The following is a 19204-nucleotide window of genomic DNA, read 5'->3' as shown; positions in this document are numbered from 1 at the left end:
CTTCAATACTTCAATACTTCAATACTTCAATACTTCATTAAGTTATTGCCAAACTAGATAGTCTTAATACCTTTAACTTGTTTTGTTTAACACTGGATTAGTTTTTCAAAAAAGTATTTCATCATCATTATTATTAAGAAATATATTTGATGGCTCAAAAGGTTGGTCTTTATGGGCGAAATTTAACTAATGTAATTATTATTAAAATAATTTTGGCTTTAAATTAATTTAAAAAATTCGTTGCGTTTTTTTAGAATCAAAATTAAAAAGCACCACTAAGTTAGTGTTCACTGACTTATATTTTTCACTCAAGAAAGTTAATAAAACAGTCGTTAACTAACTGTTGCAAAAAGAATCAAACGACAGCACACTATAAGCAGTAAGGGAGTTACGCTGATTTTCAGGCAAGAAAAAACCCTTGAGTATCTCGAAAATATTCAAGGGTTCGTAGTCAGCACAAGCCGAAGTAATTCGGAAGATGACATAGGTTTACAAAGCTACTATATATTTTTAGGGCTACTGATTCAATACAAAAATTATTGGATCGTCTTCTTTTCGATTACTTCTTATCTTTACGTTTTTGAAGTAAAAGGAGAAATATATGATATCTATTGATGTTAAAATTAAATTCAAGATACCCAGTATATTTTATATTATTCAGTTCTGGATAATGTAATTTAAATAGAGCCACCTTCGGGTGGTTTTTTATTTCATAAGTTGTACTTTATCAACTTTTAATCATTGAATTTATCATGTAATTTATGTGGGAATAATTGAGTATATACTTGCCATAGAATATTTAAATTTCTATGGCCAGTTACTTGAGCTACTTCTTCAATGCTATAGCCTTGCTCAAATAATCGACTCGCTCCTTCGCGCCTTAAATCATGATAACGTAAGTCCTCTATGCCTAAATCATTTCTAACTCGTTGAAACCCAGCCGTTACACTTCTTGAGTTGTAAGGAAAAATTAAATCACTTGTTTTAGGTTGTTTAGTGGCAATGCTGAAAGATTCACCCAATAACGGGGCGATCATATGGTTACCTTCCTTTTTACGAGGATCTTTTCTGTCTCTAACAATGATCGTTTTATGCTCTAGGTTTAAATCGTCCCATCGCAGTTTGCAAACTTCACCTATACGCATACAGGTTAGAATACTGAAATCCAAAATATCTAAGTAGGGGATTCTGACGTGACCATTTGGCTTCTGTTTTTCTCTTATTTCTAATCCAACTTTCAATTTTTCGAGTTCAAGCTGTGTCGGCCTTCTCGTTCTTCTGTCACTTTTACCAATTAAACCCATATCAATGAGTGTTGGTATCGCTTCATCAAAAACTGAAAAATTGGCTTCAATATCAAAAACTGGGTGGGCTTTTTTCATTACCGCACGTAAATAACAAATGTCATGATAAACAGTTGCAGGCTTTGCTCCTGCAAGTTGTCTTATTTTACAGTGTGCAATTAAATCGCTAGTTTTTAGTTTATTGCTTTGTATTTTTGCGATGTCACAGTCCCTAAGCATTTTGATAACGTATTGCTTAGTTCTTCCTGTTTTCTCCCATAAATGGACATCTTCAAAATATAAATCTAACAATGCACTGAGTGGTATCGTTTTCTTAATACCAATTTCGTTATTCTCTATTTCTTGAACACGCTTCCTTCCATATGTACGAGCGAGTTCTTTTTTACGGAATGTTTTAGATTCTCGGTGTATAATTGCGTTTTTTTGTTTAACAACGACTTTACAGCGATAAGAAAAGTCACCGTTTGCCTTTGTACGTTTTTCAATTGTAAAAGATGCCATCATTAATCCTACTTTTTTATGGGGTACATATGGGGTACTGCATATCGAAACTCAGGGTAACTCGCGGTAATTCACTGTAATTCTATACAGTATATTTATAAGGTGTTTTTGTGTCAATCCCAGTAAAACCGCTAAGCTCAGCTAATCCAATAGATCACCGACTTTCCGTTGCACCCATGCTCGATTGGACTGATCGCCATTGCCGTTACTTCTATCGTGTTATGTCAAAGCACACCGTGCTATACACCGAAATGGTGACTACTGGCGCAATTATATTTGGTAAAGGTGATTATTTATCCTTTAACAAAGAAGAGCACCCTGTTGTACTGCAACTGGGGGGAAGTGATGTTAAAGCCATGACAGAGTGTGCAAAAATGGCTGAGCAGTATGGTTATGATGAAATTAACATTAATGTTGGCTGCCCATCTGATCGTGTCCAAAATGGTCGTTTTGGTGCTTGCTTAATGGCTGAACCTTCTTTGGTAGCTGACTGTGTCAATGAGATGCAAGCGGCAGCCAATATTCCGGTTACTGTTAAATCGCGTATCGGTATCGATGACCATGACAGTTATGAGTTTTTACATAATTTTGTTGATGTGGTCTCTCAGGCTGACTGTAAACATTTTATTATTCATGCACGTAAAGCTTGGTTAAGCGGTTTAAGCCCTAAGCAAAATAGGGAAGTTCCGCCCCTTGATTATGGTCGTGTTTATCAAATCAAAAAAGACTTTCCACAGTTACAAATTTCAATTAACGGCGGTATTAAAACCTATGATGAGGCGAATGAGCATTTAACTCATATTGATGGTGTGATGATAGGCCGTGAAATTTATCAAAACCCTTACATGTTAGTTGAAGCAGATAACGCGATTTATCAAACAAACACGGATATTCTTTCTCGTGAGCAAATTGTTGCCGAGATGGCGCGCTATATTGATATTCATATTGCCAACGGCGGGCGTGCTTGGCATGTTGTTCGCCATATGCTTGGACTCTGCAATGGTTTAGCGGGTGCTAGGCAGTTTCGTCGTTATTTAAGTGAGCAATGCAGTGGTAATGAAGTTACCAGCCAAGTTCTTTTTGATGCGTTCGCACAAGTGACCCTACCTGCAGGCGAGTAATTTTCTGTTTTGTGTACCGATTTTGGGAAATTGTATCCCTAAATCGGAATACTATTTATCTTGCCGTTTAGCGATAAATATAATGTTATCGCTATAATTATTAATAATTGGCTTTTTTGACCACTTTTCTTTTATTTAGTCTTAAACTTTATTTTTATGATAAAAGCATAGATTAATTAATTCTATAAAATTCAATTGCTTAATTTTTTTTTTGATCTCTGGCACAACCTTTGTAATAGATATTACGACTTAACTATTATAAAACTTGGAGAACAACATGAAAACGTTATTGATCACCACATTAACTACCGCTTTATTATCTTTTAACAGTTTTGCAGACAATACTACAGACATCAAAACTATCGCTAATCTGATGGTTAAAACAGGCATTGAACAACTCAATACAAAATTAGCGAGTAACGTAAAAGATAAAGTTCAGCCAGATATCACGATGTCAGCTTTAGCCAACAACAAATATTCCCAAATTTTAGTGGCTAAGCTTAGTAACAAAAAGGGTACTCAACAAAAGAATACCGTTCAAGCAGCGGATGAGTAAGGAATTGATTATGCCGAGCTTAGAGCTAATTTTTACGTTATTGATGTTACCTGCTGTATTTTTATTGGCAGCGTCTTTAGTGGTAAGCCTAGTAGAAAATAACCGTGAACAATCATCAGCCGAAAAACAAGCCGCAAGCTAAACGCAGGGAATTTGTTGTACCCTGCCAATTTATATTGTTTTTTCGACTGTACAACTATCGATTTATTCGTTATTTTTTAAGCCTTATTCAAAAATGAATGACGCTAACTATGCCTTCGACTTTTCAGCAAATAATATCGTGCCGTCAGCTGCATGATTTGCTTTTTCCTACACTCCATTTAACCGGAGACTCTGCAAAACCATTATCAAATATAATACTGCTTGATGCGAGTATCCCACCCGTTGGTAATATGCGCTCGCCAGAAAAACAATGGCCAGACTTTACGTTGCCTTATGCCAAGCGATTCGATTTAAATAAAAACTTTTCTGATTTATCAAATCCACTTCCCCACACTATGCCAAGTGCTGAACATTTTCAGCAGCAAGCGCGTGCGTTAGGGGTAATGACAGACAGTCAAATTGTTGTTTACGATGACCAAGGCTTATTTTCTGCAGCGCGTGCTTGGTATATGTTTAGAGCAATGGGACATGAAAATGTTGCTGTACTTGATGGCGGATTACCCGCTTGGTTGGCATCAGGGTATCGTGTTTCATCAGCGACATCTTCTGTTACTAGCCGTGGTAACTTTATCGCTACATTTTGTAAAAAATACTTTTATAGCAGCCAAAATATAGAACGTAACCTTAACTCTCAAGAACACCTTATTGTTGATGCTAGGGCTAAAGAACGCTTTGAGGGCAAAGTTGCTGAGCCACGCGAAGGTATTCGTAGCGGTCATATTCCCTCTTCTGTGAATTTACCCTTTAGTGATTTATCGCATGATGGCTGCTTGCTCGCCAAAAATATTTTAAAAGAAAAATTTAACGCTATTAATAGCGAAAATAAACCAATGGTGATGAGCTGTGGCTCTGGGGTAACCGCCTGTGTTTTAGCGTTAACCGCCGAAATGAGCGGTTATAAGCACGTAAAAGTTTATGACGGCTCATGGAGTGAGTGGGGCGCAGGTGATTATTTTCCGGTAGTCGTTACTCAATAATCCAATGCTCATTTTAATAAAATTCCACGATGTTATGTGTATAGTCAAATTAACTAATTAATTTGTGAATTTGACTATATTTTCGTCTGACATATTATGTCCCCTTTCTTTCTGTAATCGATGTCTTTATAAAATCCCTTAATAAACAGTAGTTTAATTTTTTTTGCTGAGTTGGCATGTCACTTGTAATAGAAAACACAGTAGCAAGTTAAGCATTAACATTTTGGTTAATACTTAATGAGTCATTAAATTAAAATACTAATAGCAGCGCATTTGCGCAGGAGAATGGATTATGGGCATGTTTTCACGTTTTACCGATATTATTAACGCTAACTTAAACAATATGTTAGATAAAGCTGAAGATCCTGAGAAAATGGTTAAATTGATCATTCAGGAAATGGAAGAAACCTTGGTTGAAGTACGCTCTACTGCAGCAAAAAATATAGCAGAAAAGAAAACCTTAATGCGTAAAATAGCATCACTAGAAGCCAGTATTAATAATTGGCAAGAAAAAGCCGCATTAGCCATTAATAAAGGGCGTGATGATCTTGCGAAGTCTGCGCTCCATGAAAAGCAAAAATGTTCAGTACAAGTCAATGAATTCCATGATGACTTAGCGCAACTAGAGATTTTTTTGAGTGCAGTACAAGAAGACGGTCAACGTTTACAAGAAAAACTTCAAGAAGCTAAACGTAAGCAAGACGCTTTTGCATTGCGTCAAGAGTCAGTTGAAGTACGTTTAAAAGTGCGTGAAAGAGCGATTGTCTACAACATAGATGAAGCCATTAATAAATTTGAACGCTACCAACAAAAAATTGACCGAGTAGAAGCTGAATTAGAGTCTTATGACTTTACCGAGAATAAAGATCTCGCCAGCCAGTTTCGTGATTTAGAAACAGATGAATCTATTGAACAAGAATTAGCCGATTTAAAAAAGCAAGTTGTTAATGGCTAAGCGACAAAAAACTAGGGGGCATTACATGATACATCATAGTGGCTATTTCATAATGATCATGTGTCTTGCTCCCGTATTAACTTTTTTTGTTGGCGCAGGACTATTAACTTTTTTTACAAAACAGCGGTTAGAATTAAGGAATAAATGATGAGCTATCAACGTGAGTATTCAGTGAAAAAAACTTTAACAAAAGATGTTGCCCATAAAAAATTATCAGGCGTTTGTGCGGGCATCGCAAAATATTATGACTTACCAAGAATAGCTGTTCGTATTGCCGCTATTGCTGCTTTGCTTATATTTCCGTTAGCTAGCGGTGTTGCTTATGTGGTCGCGGCGATACTATTACCCACCAAGCATTAATGGGCAGTATTAACTTAAAGCGATAGCGAGTAAATAATATTTACCGATAGCTGTGCGTAAAACTAAGTAAGCAGGAGGAATTATGTCATTTTTTAAATCATTAACATTAGCAATTTTTGCAACCTTATTTTTAACCTATGCATTAGGAATAAGTTTTATAGAAATGTTTAATGTCGACCTTCATGTTGGTGATGAACTCATTGATCCTTTAAAAGCGATTAGTGTTTCAGCAATTATTATGGTTATTCTTGTCATGGTGGCATTTGCAATTGTTATGAGTGTGTTTGGTTCATTAATTTTTATCGGTATGATGATTTTTGGTGCGGCGGCCTTTGTGATGATTGGTATATTTTGGCCCGTTATTTTTATTGCTGTTGTTATTTGGTTAATGGCAGGGGACAAAAAACAAACCGCCTAAAGATGAAACCCCCGCAAATTTTGGCTGACTATTTCATCTTTAAGATTTATTTTTTTAAAAAAATTGCGCTAAAATATTTTTACATTGCTGCGTTTTTACTAAACGTTTAAATTCTTTAGCTTCGTTATCAATGACCTGTTGCATAGTCAATTGAGCATGTTGTTTCATCAATTTTCTACTGGTCATGACAGAATCATGAGGTAATTTAGCAATAGTATTAGCAATATCGCTAGCTATTTTTAGTAAATCTTCCGGTATGCATATTTGATTAATAAGACCGTAATCTAGTGCTTGTTCGGCAGTAAATTGCTTGCCAAGTACTAAAAGTTCAAACGCTTTGTTATGACCAATACGCAGGGGTAACAACAGGCTAGAGCCAGCTTCAGGTGATAGACCTAGCTGAGTAAAGGGTAATTTAAATTTACTATTGTTTGCCGCTATGACCATGTCGCAATGTAACAACAAGGTAGTGCCAATACCTATTGCTGGGCCAGCAACTGCGGCAATAAGAGGTTTATCAAATATTGTTAGTGCTTGTACAAAATCTAATGCTACTAATTCATCATCTTGTGAGCATTGTAAAAAGTCATTCAAATCATTACCTGCACAAAAACAGTTTTCATCGCCTTGAATAAGCACACAGTGGATAGTTGAATTTTCGCTCGCATATTTTAGAGCAGCACATAAGTCGATATACATACTTTGATTAAGTGCATTTTTTTTATGTTTACGGTTAAAAGTCACGGTGAAAACATGATTGTTTTCTTGGCTAATAATTAAGTTATCCATTTTGCTCCAGCTTAGTTACAATGTTAAGGCAATAAAAATAATCTGTCTAAAAAAGGAAGTATAGCGAGAAATGAATAAAATATGTTTTATAGCCATTGTATTATCTTTTACGTTACTCAGTATCAATAGCGATGTTTTTGCTGTTGAACACGATAGTAATATTATTATTGACGGGCCTTATGTGAGAGCTAGCATACCTGGAACCAGTATAACTTCAGCTTATATGTCGATTGAAAATAAAAATGATGAGGCGCTAATTTTAACAGGAGTCAGTGGCTTGTTTTCCGATAGAATTGAAATTCATCAACACACCATGAGTGATGGTATGATGAAGATGCGTCAAGTTGAACAATTGACAATCGAAGGGAATAATAAAGTGGTATTGCAGCCTATGGGCTATCACTTAATGATATTTAACGTTAAAAAAGCCTTGTTACCTGAAGAGGAACTTTCATTAACATTGCACTTTAAGCAGCAAAAGGATCTTGTCGTAACCATTCCGGTGCGAAGTATTAAACAAGAAAACCCAGCTAAAAAACAACACCATTAGGAGCTCAACATGACGACTAATTTTTCAGGCAAAACTTTTGTCACCATTTTTTTTGCTATCATCCTCTCAGGCTATTTTCTCGGCGTTTATTGGAGCTTTGAACCTGAGCAGCTTGATATTAGAGCTGAAGCAACGAAAGATGCAACGGCAGCTGGTATAAAACCTGTTGTCGGTTACACCACAACAACTGCACTTATTAGAGTAACCGAGACATTATTAAATAAACCTGGCGGTTATCTGTCAAATGATGCTTTGCCACCCTCAGTATTTTTAGACAATATCCCAGCTTGGGAGCTTGGTGCGCTTGAAATGTCGCGTGATATGGCGCTTGTTATGCGTCAGGAATTTAGCCGCTCTCAGTCACAATCAGTAGAAAATAAGCACTTAAAAGTTGCTCAGCCTCAATACAATATCGATCACAAAAGTTGGGCGATGCCAAGTGCAGAAAGTGAATACAATAAAGCAATTAACGAATTGTATGCCTATCGCAAAGCGTTAGGTGATGTTAACAGTCAAACAGCGCAATTTTATGCTCGCTCAGATAATTTACGTGACTGGATCCAAGAAGTGAATAAACGTTTAGGCAGCTACTCTCAACGATTAAGTGCAAGTGTTGGCCGTGAACAGTTAAATACCGACTTAGCTGGCGATAGCGTTGCGCAGCAATCAACGTCAGCACAGTCAAGCGTTGTCTTAAAAACCAGCTGGTGGAAAATTGATAATGAATTTTATGAAGCACGTGGTGCGTGCTGGGCGTTACTTCACTTTTTACGCGCCGTAGAAATTGATTTTAATGATGTATTAGAGAAGAAAAATGCTAAAGTAAGCGTACAGCAAATTATTCGAGAATTAGAAGCAAGCCAAGAATCTATATGGAGTCCAATGATCCTTAATGGTGATGGCTTTGGTTTATTAGCTAATCATTCTTTAGTAATGGCAAATTATATTTCTCGTGCTAACGCAGCACTAATCGATTTAAATGACTTATTAAGTCAAGGATAATAAAGGGTTCAACATGAAAAAAACAGCATTAGCAGTACTTGTTACCGGGTTACTTTCAACATCAGCAATGGCTGATACTATTGCCGGACTTTATATTGGTGGCTCAATATGGAGTAATGAAGCAACAGGTACTTTTGGTGAACAAACTGGCTTAGTTGATTTTAATTTAGAAGATAAAGAGCAAGGTTCATTTTATATCGCTCTAGAACATCCGATCCCTTTAATCCCCAATCTAATGATAGCCTCAACAACGTTAGATACTGATGGCGCAACAGTTTTGTCGCAGGATTTTGACTTTTCTGGTAAAACATTCGACGCTGGCACCGCTGTTGGTAGCACCTTCGATGTTAGTTATATTGACTATACGTTATATTATGAAATTTTTGATAACGGTCTTTTCTCTTTTGATATTGGTTTAACCGGTCGTGATTTTGATGGCGATATTACGGTTGCATCAGCAATTGGTGGTACATCAGTTGAAGGAACATTAGCCGTTACAGAAATCGTACCTATGCTTTATGTTTCAACGATTGTCGGCTTACCCGGCACGAGTTTTAATCTTTTTGCCAATGGTAATTTATTATCGATTGACGATCATACTATATACGACTACCAAGTCGGTTTGAGCTACGAGCTTATTGATAACTTAGCGGTTGATGTAAATTTAACACTTGGCTATAAAGCGGTTAAATTTGAACTTGAAGATTTAGATGACTTGTATACAAACATTGAATTTAAAGGTGCTTTTGCAGGTGTTGTTGTCCACTTTTAAGGCTTTAATTGGACCTGTTTCACAAAGCTGAACTTTTAAACTGATAAAGGCGCTAATTATAAAATTAGCGCCTTTTTTGTTACGAAAAAAAGAGTTTATGCCACTCATCTGTTAAATCCGCTCAGTGACGTTATGGTAAGTTGAGTATAAATAGGTTTTTACTATCCAATCAGTTACTTGCTTGAGATATTATAAAAATATGTATTTATCCGTTATTATCCATTATTAAGCACGACGTTAACGTTTTTGTAACAAGTGGTTGCCTTATAAGCGTTTATTACTTTAACGTAACGTATGCTTTACTTTTTGTTTGTGTTTTTTAAGCTAAATGATTGCTTTATTGTTACATAAATGTAATAAATTAACGTAGAGCCCACGTTGTGGGTTAATAATAAAATGCTTCAGTACCCAATTTATGGGTTAATAATAAAAATATACTTAGGGAATCGTATGAACTTTAATAAATCAATCATAGCAACATTCGTAGGTGCTGCAATCGCTTCTGCTTCTATGGGAGCTATAGCTTCAGATACAGGTGCTTTTTTAAATGCACCGGCTCCAGTTGTGTCAAACCAAGTAGCTACTATCAGTGGTATGAGTAATCAGTTTGATGCTCAATTAGGTACAAATACTTTTCAGTGGGCAAGTGCAAAAAATTCTATTCCAAATATGATGGCAGTTTCTGCAGAGCATCAGAATGCTTTTGCTGCAGATTTTTATTTGAAGCAACTTACTGGTTTATCGGAGTCAAAGCCAAGCCTAGCTATGCCTATATTAGCGAACATCCATGATATTGGTCGTGGTGCAAAAATTGCTAAATATAAGCAAGAAATTGCAGGTATTGAAGTTTTTAATCGTGAATATAATATCATGATGGATCGCGAATTCAATTTAGTCGCTTCATCGGGTTACTTAGCAAGTGACAAGGCTGTTAAATCATCAGATTTATTGTTGAAGAGTGTAGACTCTGCTTTTGATGACGCCGCTAGTTCTGTTAAAGCCGTGTTTTTGGCGATGGGTGGCGACAGTGCTACGATTAAATTAACAAACAAAAAATCAGCTGATAAGTATGAAAAATTTACTGTCGCTAATACTTCTTCTCAAAAAATAATACTTGGCGAGCCACGCGCTAAAAAAGTATTTTTTGAACATAAAAACAAAATTGTTGCTGCTCATTACGTTGAAGTAGAAACAGGCGAAATAGACAGTCGCGAATCAGAGTATTATGGCTATGTTGTTGCTGCTAAAACAGGTGAGGTTTTATTTAAGAATAACTTAACTAGCCATGCAGCTGATTTTAATTATCGCGTTTTTACTGACGCTGAAGGTAAGCCATGGGATAGCCCTCATGGTGAAGTTATGCCAGCTCCTGAAGGAAGCGATCGTAGCGCGTTTCTTACGCAAGAATACTTAGATGCAACGTTGATAAGTAAGAGTCACGGACCTATCAGTACTGGTGATGCTTGGTTAGCTGATGATGCAACTATGACCATGGGTAACAATGTTACCGCTTATGTGGATGCTATTGCACCTCAAGGTTTTAGCAACGGTGATTACATGGCTGAAGTGACCAGTAGTAATACCTTTGATTATAAATATGATGTTTCTAAAGCAGAATATTCAGTTGGAAACCGTAAAGCGGCAATTGTTAACTTATTCTATGTAAATAACTATTTACATGATGACTATTATGACCATGGCTTTGATGAGCTTGCGGGTAATGCTCAGACTTTAAACTACGGTCGAGGTGGTGAAGAAGGAGATGCTTTAAACGTAGAGGTTCAAGATAACTCTGGTTTTAACAATGCAAACATGTCTACACCTGCAGATGGTGGTTCACCACGCATGCAGATGTATCTTTGGGAAACAACACAAGCGGTAAATGGCACTGACTATGGTGCCACGGTGACTTCACATGCAGACATAGGAATGATATCTGTTCTTCAAATCGCTAGTTTTGGTGCAGAAACTTTTGATGTATCTGGTGATTTAGTTCGTCTAGAAGATGCAACTGCTCCAATAAATAATGGTTGTGAAGCAGCTGTTAATGGCGCTGATCTTGCTGGTAAAATTGCTGTCATCGATCGTGGTGCTTGTGCATTTACAGATAAAGTTCTTAATGCTCAAGCTGCTGGCGCTATTGCAGTATTTATTGCTAATAACAATAATGATGGTACACCTGCTCCTATGGGTGGAGGCAATGATGCTGTAACTATCCCTAGCTTTGGTATTAACTTTAGCGATGGTGCAGCAATCTATGCATTATTAGATGCAGATGAAAAAGTATCTGTTGATATGTTCAGAAATGACCTGTCGCGCGTATTCAAAGATAGTACATGGGATAACGCAATTGTTGCTCACGAATGGGGTCACTATATCAGTAACCGTTTAGTGGGTAATAGTTCAGGATTAAGTAGCCAACAAGCACGCTCTATGGGTGAAGGTTTTGGTGATTTCCATGCATTGATGCTTACAACAGACGCAAGTGATAACCTAGTTTTAGGTAATGAAGAATACGATGGCGGTTACGCTGCTATAACGTATGTTGCTAGTTTTGTGGATGGCATCCGCCCTTACCCTTACTCAACAGACACAACAATTAATCCATCTACATTTGGCGATATAGGCCTTTACCCTGATCTAGTGCATTCTCCAGGTTCTATATTTTCTAATATGATTTGGGAATCTTTTATTAGCATGGTTAACGACGAGCGTCATACTTTTGATGAAGCTAAGAACTTAATTAAAGATTATGTAGTAGCTGGTTATAAGATGATGCCAATGGCGCCTACATTCACTGAAGGTCGAGATGCTATATTGTCAGCAGCATATGCAAACGACGTAGAAGATTACAACCTTATGCTTGCAGCATTTGCAAAACGTGGTATGGGATTAGGAGCTAAGTCGCCAAGCCGATTCGCTACTGACCATGCAGGCGCAGTAGAGTCTTATGCAACAACATTAAGTTCATTCTCTGCAAATTCTCATATGTTAAATACTAACTATGAAGGACTTACTTCAGGTTACTGTTCTAAAGATAGCGTGCTTGATAAAGGTGAAACTGCAACAGTTAGCTTTACTATTCAAAACCGTGGTAGTGAGACTTATGAAAATATTACCGCACAAATTGAAGTTGTAGGCGATCAAGATGTAACATTTGCAAATGAAGGTGTGGTAACTTTTGATAGTCTTGGTGTAACTGGTTCAGCAACAAGTTCACCTATTGAATTTACGTTGAATGATGCAAGTATGGCAGAAGACGTTGAATTCAAAGTTACTTTCCCTGGACTTACAGCCGATGTTGTTAACGATTATTCGTTTACTACAAAGGTTAACTATGACTTTAAAGATCGCGCACCAGTAGGTTCTTCTACTGTTGATGATATGGAAACATTATCATCACAGCACGACTTTATGGAAAATGTTATAGGTGGTGGTGAAGCTGCTGCCGGTACTGGATATTTAGATACAAGATTTGCCGGTGCTCTTGGTGGCGTTCTAGGACAACAGTATTTATTTATCAATAATAATGGTTTTGAATCAGATGTCGCTTATGAAACAAGAGCATTTAGCGTTGGTTTCGATGGTGATTTTGTTATTAACTGGTTCCATTACTATGACTTCGAAGCTAATTGGGATGGCGGTGTTGTTGAAGTAAGTGTTAACGGTGGTGACTGGGCTGATGTTACTGAGATGGGTGGTACTTTCTTAGGTGGTGGTTACAACGAGAATCCGATTTTCACTGAAGCTGGCACAGCATTATCTGAACGTCTGAGCTTTACTGACTTCGCAGCTGGTTATGAAGGCGTATCTTTTGGTGAAGCACTAAATGGTAATGAAGTTAAATTCCGTTTCCGCGCAGTAAGTGACTTTACAGCAAATAACTTAGGTTGGTTGATTGATGGTGTTCAATTTGACAATGTAAATAGCTCGATTTTCAGTGATGTAGTTGCAGGTGATAGTGTTGCTTGTGATAACCGTGCACCGATTGTAACAGCCGTTACTGATGTAGAGCGAATTGTTAGAGAAGGTATCTCTGTTAGCATGAGTGTTGAAGCTACAGATCCTAATGGTGATGCATTAACATACAGCTGGGAACAAACCTCTGGTCCAACAGTGACATTAGCGGGCTCAAACACAGCCGCCATATCTTTCACTTCTCCTAGTATTGAATCTGGTAGTGAAACACTAACATTTGTAGCAAGTGTTAATGATGGTACTGTCGATGCTACCCAGAGTTTCTCTGTAGTGGTTAATGATATGCCTAGTATGGTTCCGGCTAGAAAAAATTCTAGCGGTGGTTCAACTGGCTTATTAGCCTTCTTGCTATTACCTTTAGCGTTATTACGTCGCCGTAAAAAGTAAGTAGTAACAACAAGTAGTAACAACAAGTAAAAATAAAGCTGATTGGTCATTCAATCAGCTTTTTTTATAACTAAATGTTTATCACTTAATTATGACTGGAAATAAAAAAGGAAGTAAATATGCGTAACCTTAGTGTCATCGCCCTTAGTGTAACTTTTTTAATGGCTTGCTCAGATAAAAGAGAAGTCGTACAACCACTAGAAAAAAAAACCAGCGATAAAGAAGCTGCTTCTTTAAAGTCAAACACATCAGTTGCTACAACTAATGAAACACTTGCACGGGCCACTAGTAGCGGTTTAAGTGAAAGTAATGAAAGTTTAAAAAATAATAACGTTTTTAAAAAACTGAAATATTCAGAAAATAAATACTTAATGCTCAACGAACAGAAATTTGAATTACAAGCAGATAAGCTGACTAATGGCGCTAAAGTTTTTAATTTATTAATGTCAGAAACGGGCACGATAAAGGGCACTTTTGTGGTTATCGTTAAAAACTTAGCCAGCCTAACAAGCTATGAAAATACCGCAAATATTAATAAAATAGCTAAAAGTACCTATCGATTAACGCCAGGAGAGGGTGTCGATCTCTTAAGTTATTATAAATCACTTGTAGTAGCAAAACAGTTTGAGCGGGTAGAGATAGAAATAGATTACAGTGGTCAAGTGGGTCGCCCATTAGCAGAAGAGCGCTAAAAGGCGAACAGGTAGAATTAAGACGTTAAGTCTAAACTAGTGCTTGGGCTCATGAATAAAGTGTGCAAGTTTTGGTTCATCAAACTTATATGTTGTTAAACAATATTCACAAGTCATCGATACGCAACCTTGCTCTTCTATAATGCTTATCAATTCGCTTGGTGAAACTTGAGAAATAGCTGTTAAACATTTTTCCTCAGAACAACTGCATTGATAATTAACCGATTGAGGTTCAAATAAACGAACCTCTTCTTGATGATACAAGCGATACAATAAGTCTTCAGCGTCTAGCGAAAAAATCTCATCTGCTTTTATTGTATTGGTTAGTTGGCACAAGTGTTCGAAATCACTAAGCTGAGTTTCTTTGCTATCACTATCAGGAAGCAGTTGTATTAAGCTACCAGCAACTTGAGTATTATCAGCATTATTAAATAACCAAATTTTTGTGGGTATTTGTTCAGAAACTTCAAAGTAATGTGCTAAACAATCAGCTAAATTATCTTTATCTAGTGCAACAACTCCTTGGTAAGGTTCGCCTTTTTCAGGACGTATAGTAATAACCATCGTACCTTTACCTATTAGTTCTTTTAAGCCTATACCAGCAGTTGGCTCAGCTAAACGAGCTATGCCACGCATATTTTGTTTATCGTCACCATTAACTGACATATAGCTAATGGGGCCATCGCCCTGTAATTGAACGGTAATTTCGCCCTCAAACTTTAAAGTAGCTGTAAGCAAGCAAGTGGCGGCAACTAATTCACCTAACAAGGCTTGCACGCCGGGAGGGTATTCATGCAAAGCGATAATTTCTTGATAAGCTTTAGTCAGTTGTACAAGCTCTCCACGAGCATGCTTACCATCAAATAAGTAGCGATTTAAAACATCAGTTTTAACAGTCACAGTTAGATCCTTTCTTTAAATTGTATTAATTGTCGACGTTGTTTCTTATCGGGTTTGGTATCACTAGCGGGGCTAAGTAAAGTGCCTTGTTTACGTGCTAAGGCATTTTTTTCACGAGTGGTAATACTGTTGGGTGTTTCTTGGTAAAGAGTTTGCGCAAAACTCGCATCTCGACGTTTATCTGCCAGCGCTACAACAATAATTTCTCGTTCTTCATAACTCTGGCGTAAGACAACTTTGTCTCCTAAAGCAACGACTTTACCCGACTTTGTTCGTTGACCATTATAGAACACTTTACCACCATCAATCATTTGTTTGGCAATGGCACGTGTTTTGTAAAAACGAGCAGCCCATAACCACTTATCGAGACGGGTTGAAGTGTTTTCAGTGAGAGGTGAATTATGTTTCATCTACTTACCATCTTCCTATAAATATATGTCGCGGCGAAAATATCATAATTGCTTATAATGTCTAGTCTTTTAACTAAGTGTATCGCTGAACTGGCAATATTAGTTTGCACATAACAGCACTAAATTGTTAATAAATATTTTAATCATCATCTTACCCTTGTTGATAATGTCTAGCTCAAGTACTATCACGGTATAATAATGAAAATTAATTTAAATTTCTATAAAGATAACCATGCAATTACCTTCAAATTTTTCTAGTGTAGTCGACTTCTCTTCACAATTACCTCAGCAAAAAATAGCTAAGGTGATCAGTGTATTTTTGTTAGCTTACATCGCGTATGTTTTTGCACAAATCACTTGGCTTGTTGCGCCAAGTGGCCAATATCATGCATCTTCAAATGTTAGCGTAAAAGTAGCAATACAGAACACTGAAAAAGCTGATATCAGTTTAACAAATTTAAAAACATTGAACTTATTTGGCTTATATACAGACAGTATAGATACAATTGAAACGGTTGAAGTGGAAAGTGCACCTCAAACACAGTTACGTTTAACGCTATCAGGGGCAGTAGCAAGTGATGACAAAACTACGTCTGCGGCGGTCATTGAAAACGCTGGTAAGCAAGACACCTATAGTCCTGGTGAAACCATTACCGGAACACGTGCCGTGCTCGATAGTGTCTTTCGTGACCGAGTGCTTTTAAAGCATGCCGGAAAACTTGAAACATTGATGCTTGATGGCTTTGATTACAATGAAAAAATACAACAAAACGTGGTAAATAAATCGGCAATATCTCCGGCTAAAACTCGAGAATTAAATAGTCGACTAACATCACCTAATGTTATTGATCAAAGAACAAATAAGATGTTGAGTAAAAGTGCAGAGTCATTTAAAGACGAAATTAATACCGACCCAAGTAAAATTACCGATTATTTAAAAATATCGCCAAAACGTAAAAGTGGCAAAATAGTAGGTTACAGATTGTTGCCGGGTAAAAACGCAGATTTTTTTCAAAATTCAGGGCTGAAATCTGGTGATATCGCGATTCAAATGAATGGTTATGATTTAACGGTGCCAAGCGAAGCCGCACAGGCACTTGCTGCATTAAAACAAGATAAAGAAGTATCACTATTAATCGATCGTAATGGTGAATTGAACGAAATATTATTTAGTATCGGTGGTTAATACCTTTACTGACCAAAATTGAGAATTAAGTTATGAAAAATTTTTCCTTGCGCAAGACTCTTCGCGCCCCTTGGTATAAAGGATTGTTAGCAACAGGTTTAACTGTTGTGATGATGAATACTTTATTATTTAGTGCTGATATACATGCGGCTAAGTACTCGCCAAACTTTAAAGGTACTGAAATTGACGAATTCATCAATATAGTCGGTAAAAACCTGAAAAAAACCATGATCGTTGACCCTAACGTTCGAGGTAAAGTGACATTACGTACCCAAGATCAACTTACCGAAAAACAATATTATCAAGTGTTCTTAAATGTGCTTGAAGTGTATGGTTTTTCTGCTGTTGAAATGGATAATAATGTTGTAAAAGTTATTCGTAATAAAGACGCTAAAACTTCATCAATACCGGTTGTTGGTAACGAAAACCCTGGTGTGGGTGATGAAATGGTGACACGAGTTGTCGAAGTTAAAAATGTCACAGTACGTGAATTAACCCCTTTACTTCGTCAACTTTCAGATCAAGCCGGTGGCGGTAATGTGGTCAATTATGATCCCGCTAATGTCATTATGCTTACAGGCACTGCTGCGGTTGTTAATCGTTTAGTCAATATTATTGAGCGTGTCGACAAAGCTGGCGATCAAGACGTACAAATTATTAAACTGCAATATGCATCGGCGGCAGAAATGGTGCGTATTGTTGAAGCCATGCATAAATCTGATCAAGGAAAATCTGGTACGCCAACCTTCCTTATCCCTAAAATAGTTGCTGATGAGCGCACCAATAGTGTAATTGTTAGCGGCGAATCTCAAGCCCGTTCGCGTGTCGCTAAGTTAATTTCCCGTTTAGACAGTGAATTAGAAACCAATGGTAATACCCGTGTTTATTATTTGAAATATTCAAAAGCTGAAGACTTAGTCAAAGTACTTGAAGGGGTCAGTAAATCAATTGAAGCCGAAAACGCTGGCGCACAAACGAGTAAACAAAGCAGTAAAAAACGTAATGTCAGCATTGACGCTCATGAAGACACCAATACCTTGGTTATTACCGCTCAGCAAGACATGTTACGTTCACTTGAGGAAGTCATCCGCAAATTAGACGTTCGTCGTGCGCAAGTGCTTGTTGAAGCGATAATCGTCGAAGTTTTTGAAAGTGACGGTATTAGTTTAGGTGTGCAATGGTTCAGCGAAGATGGTGGTTTTACCCAGTTCAATAATGGTCCTGCGCCTATAAGTGCTGTAGCAGCGGCTGCTGAGGCAGCTCAATCAACACCAGGAACTAAAGGTTCTACGGTGACTTCTGAAAGTGGTGCCACAACGATTAACCCTAATCAAGACGATATTAAAGGAGACTATTCATTAGCCGCAACCTTACTCGGTTCAGTTAGCGGTGGTATGTTTGGTATTATGAAAAATGGCTGGGGCGCAATCATACAAGCGGTGAGTAATGACACTAATTCCAATATCCTTGCTACGCCAAGTATCACTACACTCGATAATGAAGAAGCGCACTTTTTAGTTGGACAAGAAATTCCTATTCTTACTGGCTCTACTGCCGGTAGCAATAACGGTAATCCATTTCAAACCGTTGAACGCCAAGAAGTTGGTATAAAACTAACCGTTACCCCACAAGTGAATGAAGGCAGTGGTGTGCAGTTAACCATAGAGCAAGAAGTCTCTTCGGTGAGTGGCGCTACAGGGGTAGATATTTCTATCAACAAACGCGAAATTAAAACGGTAGTGATGGCCGATTCTGGCGCAACCGTGGTACTGGGTGGCTTGATTGATGAAGACGTTCAAGAAAGTGAACAAAAAGTACCTTTATTAGGTGACATACCTTTTATTGGGCACTTATTTAAATCAACAACAACCTCAACGCGTAAACGTAATTTAATGGTATTTATTCGCCCAACGATTATTCGTGATGGCAAGTTGATGAATGAAATTAGTAAAGAAAAGTATAACTATATTCGTGCGACTGAAATACGTAAGCAAGAAGAAGGTTTGTCATTAATGAGCGATGAAAAAATGCCATTATTACCTGAGTGGAATGACCAACTGACCTTACCTCCTTCATTCGATGAATACATGAAAGAAAGTCAGTCTAAAGACTCTAGCTTATTACCGCCTGTCGTTAAAAGCGAGGGTGATGACTCATCAACTTCAGACCAAAAAGACCAATAAT

The 19204-nt window shown here is 37.3% G+C and carries 18 protein-coding genes; 14 read left to right on the top strand and 4 right to left on the bottom strand.

All coding sequences use genetic code 11. The features are described 5' to 3' along the window. Positions 1 to 734: 734 nt before the first annotated feature. The gene (locus tag H4J75_RS02485) at positions 735 to 1805 is read right to left on the bottom strand and encodes a site-specific integrase (RefSeq protein ID WP_182221256.1); all 1071 of its coding nucleotides are present in this window, start codon (positions 1803 to 1805) and stop codon (positions 735 to 737) included. A gap of 110 nt (positions 1806 to 1915) precedes the next feature. Between H4J75_RS02485 and dusA the strand changes: the two genes are divergently transcribed. The 7 genes from dusA to H4J75_RS02455 all read left to right on the top strand — a co-directional run bounded on the left by dusA (position 1916) and on the right by H4J75_RS02455 (position 6354). Next, positions 1916 to 2926, top strand: coding sequence for a tRNA dihydrouridine(20/20a) synthase DusA (gene dusA, locus H4J75_RS02480; RefSeq protein ID WP_310733753.1), 1011 nt, complete (start codon positions 1916 to 1918; stop codon positions 2924 to 2926). A gap of 277 nt (positions 2927 to 3203) precedes the next feature. Then, complete coding sequence (locus H4J75_RS02475; RefSeq protein WP_182221229.1) at positions 3204 to 3482, top strand: hypothetical protein; 279 nt, start codon at positions 3204 to 3206, stop codon at positions 3480 to 3482. Between the two features lie 10 nt (positions 3483 to 3492). Next, a complete protein-coding gene (locus tag H4J75_RS20055) occupies positions 3493 to 3624 on the top strand; it encodes a hypothetical protein (protein ID WP_259364605.1) in 132 nt (43 codons plus the stop codon). Positions 3625 to 3733: 109 nt separating this feature from the next. Beyond that, a complete protein-coding gene (locus tag H4J75_RS02470; protein ID WP_182221228.1) occupies positions 3734 to 4621 on the top strand; it encodes a sulfurtransferase in 888 nt (295 codons plus the stop codon). A 292-nt stretch (positions 4622 to 4913) separates the two neighbouring features. Beyond that, on the top strand, positions 4914 to 5576 hold the full coding sequence (gene pspA, locus H4J75_RS02465) for a phage shock protein PspA (RefSeq protein ID WP_182176465.1): 663 nt from the start codon (positions 4914 to 4916) through the stop codon (positions 5574 to 5576). Between the two features lie 144 nt (positions 5577 to 5720). Further along, positions 5721 to 5936 carry a PspC domain-containing protein gene (locus H4J75_RS02460; RefSeq protein WP_310733754.1) on the top strand — a complete coding sequence of 72 codons (216 nt, stop codon included), beginning with the start codon at positions 5721 to 5723 and terminating at the stop codon, positions 5934 to 5936. Between the two features lie 82 nt (positions 5937 to 6018). Continuing rightward, positions 6019 to 6354, top strand: coding sequence for a hypothetical protein (locus H4J75_RS02455; protein ID WP_182221227.1), 336 nt, complete (start codon positions 6019 to 6021; stop codon positions 6352 to 6354). Between the two features lie 54 nt (positions 6355 to 6408). Here H4J75_RS02455 and H4J75_RS02450 read toward each other — a convergent pair whose 3' ends face one another. Next, a complete protein-coding gene (locus H4J75_RS02450) occupies positions 6409 to 7143 on the bottom strand; it encodes an enoyl-CoA hydratase/isomerase family protein (RefSeq protein WP_182221226.1) in 735 nt (244 codons plus the stop codon). Positions 7144 to 7213: 70 nt separating this feature from the next. Here H4J75_RS02450 and H4J75_RS02445 point away from each other — a divergent pair, with 70 nt between their 5' ends. The 5 genes from H4J75_RS02445 (at position 7214) to H4J75_RS02425 (ending at position 14524) form a co-directional block, all read left to right on the top strand. Further along, the gene (locus H4J75_RS02445) at positions 7214 to 7693 is read left to right on the top strand and encodes a copper chaperone PCu(A)C (protein ID WP_182214730.1); all 480 of its coding nucleotides are present in this window, start codon (positions 7214 to 7216) and stop codon (positions 7691 to 7693) included. A 9-nt stretch (positions 7694 to 7702) separates the two neighbouring features. Next, positions 7703 to 8695, top strand: coding sequence for a DUF2333 family protein (locus tag H4J75_RS02440; RefSeq protein WP_182214728.1), 993 nt, complete (start codon positions 7703 to 7705; stop codon positions 8693 to 8695). Positions 8696 to 8708: 13 nt separating this feature from the next. Next, positions 8709 to 9467 carry a TIGR04219 family outer membrane beta-barrel protein gene (locus H4J75_RS02435; protein WP_182221225.1) on the top strand — a complete coding sequence of 253 codons (759 nt, stop codon included), beginning with the start codon at positions 8709 to 8711 and terminating at the stop codon, positions 9465 to 9467. A 450-nt stretch (positions 9468 to 9917) separates the two neighbouring features. After that, positions 9918 to 13832, top strand: a complete 3915-nt coding sequence (locus H4J75_RS02430) for a rhombosortase-dependent M36 family metallopeptidase (RefSeq protein ID WP_182221224.1) — start codon at positions 9918 to 9920, stop codon at positions 13830 to 13832. Between the two features lie 119 nt (positions 13833 to 13951). Continuing rightward, complete coding sequence (locus tag H4J75_RS02425; protein WP_182221223.1) at positions 13952 to 14524, top strand: hypothetical protein; 573 nt, start codon at positions 13952 to 13954, stop codon at positions 14522 to 14524. A 36-nt stretch (positions 14525 to 14560) separates the two neighbouring features. Here the strand turns inward: H4J75_RS02425 and hslO are convergent, their stop codons facing one another. Continuing rightward, positions 14561 to 15424, bottom strand: coding sequence for an Hsp33 family molecular chaperone HslO (gene hslO, locus H4J75_RS02420; RefSeq protein ID WP_182176457.1), 864 nt, complete (start codon positions 15422 to 15424; stop codon positions 14561 to 14563). Positions 15425 to 15426: 2 nt separating this feature from the next. Then, positions 15427 to 15834, bottom strand: a complete 408-nt coding sequence (hslR, locus tag H4J75_RS02415) for a ribosome-associated heat shock protein Hsp15 (protein WP_070374949.1) — start codon at positions 15832 to 15834, stop codon at positions 15427 to 15429. Between the two features lie 232 nt (positions 15835 to 16066). Between hslR and gspC the strand changes: the two genes are divergently transcribed. Beyond that, on the top strand, positions 16067 to 17020 hold the full coding sequence (gspC, locus tag H4J75_RS02410; RefSeq protein ID WP_182214722.1) for a type II secretion system protein GspC: 954 nt from the start codon (positions 16067 to 16069) through the stop codon (positions 17018 to 17020). A gap of 110 nt (positions 17021 to 17130) precedes the next feature. Further along, complete coding sequence (gspD, locus tag H4J75_RS02405) at positions 17131 to 19203, top strand: type II secretion system secretin GspD (protein WP_182221254.1); 2073 nt, start codon at positions 17131 to 17133, stop codon at positions 19201 to 19203. The last annotated feature ends 1 nt before the right edge of the window (position 19204 follow it).

The organism is Colwellia sp. BRX10-1 (genome assembly GCF_014077545.1).
In the GTDB taxonomy this organism is placed as follows: Bacteria; Pseudomonadota; Gammaproteobacteria; order Enterobacterales; family Alteromonadaceae; genus Colwellia_A.
Note: the sequence above shows the minus strand (reverse complement) of the source record. Positions and strands in the feature narration are given on the sequence as shown.

Excerpts from the sequence above, each read along its gene's own strand:
- H4J75_RS02450 (WP_182221226.1), bottom strand. The coding sequence starts at position 7,143 with ATGGATAACTTAATTATTAGCCAAGAAAACAATCATGTTTTCACCGTG.
- gspD (WP_182221254.1), top strand. The coding sequence starts at position 17,131 with ATGATGAATACTTTATTATTTAGTGCTGATATACATGCGGCTAAGTAC.
- H4J75_RS02455 (WP_182221227.1), top strand. The coding sequence starts at position 6,019 with ATGTCATTTTTTAAATCATTAACATTAGCAATTTTTGCAACCTTATTT.
- H4J75_RS02425 (WP_182221223.1), top strand. The coding sequence starts at position 13,952 with ATGCGTAACCTTAGTGTCATCGCCCTTAGTGTAACTTTTTTAATGGCT.
- H4J75_RS02445 (WP_182214730.1), top strand. The coding sequence starts at position 7,214 with ATGAATAAAATATGTTTTATAGCCATTGTATTATCTTTTACGTTACTC.
- hslR (WP_070374949.1), bottom strand. The coding sequence starts at position 15,834 with ATGAAACATAATTCACCTCTCACTGAAAACACTTCAACCCGTCTCGAT.
- H4J75_RS02475 (WP_182221229.1), top strand. The coding sequence starts at position 3,204 with ATGAAAACGTTATTGATCACCACATTAACTACCGCTTTATTATCTTTT.
- gspC (WP_182214722.1), top strand. The coding sequence starts at position 16,067 with ATGCAATTACCTTCAAATTTTTCTAGTGTAGTCGACTTCTCTTCACAA.
- H4J75_RS02440 (WP_182214728.1), top strand. The coding sequence starts at position 7,703 with ATGACGACTAATTTTTCAGGCAAAACTTTTGTCACCATTTTTTTTGCT.
- H4J75_RS02470 (WP_182221228.1), top strand. The coding sequence starts at position 3,734 with ATGCCTTCGACTTTTCAGCAAATAATATCGTGCCGTCAGCTGCATGAT.
- pspA (WP_182176465.1), top strand. The coding sequence starts at position 4,914 with ATGGGCATGTTTTCACGTTTTACCGATATTATTAACGCTAACTTAAAC.
- H4J75_RS02485 (WP_182221256.1), bottom strand. The coding sequence starts at position 1,805 with ATGGCATCTTTTACAATTGAAAAACGTACAAAGGCAAACGGTGACTTT.
- H4J75_RS20055 (WP_259364605.1), top strand. The coding sequence starts at position 3,493 with ATGCCGAGCTTAGAGCTAATTTTTACGTTATTGATGTTACCTGCTGTA.
- H4J75_RS02460 (WP_310733754.1), top strand. The coding sequence starts at position 5,721 with ATGATGAGCTATCAACGTGAGTATTCAGTGAAAAAAACTTTAACAAAA.
- H4J75_RS02430 (WP_182221224.1), top strand. The coding sequence starts at position 9,918 with ATGAACTTTAATAAATCAATCATAGCAACATTCGTAGGTGCTGCAATC.
- H4J75_RS02435 (WP_182221225.1), top strand. The coding sequence starts at position 8,709 with ATGAAAAAAACAGCATTAGCAGTACTTGTTACCGGGTTACTTTCAACA.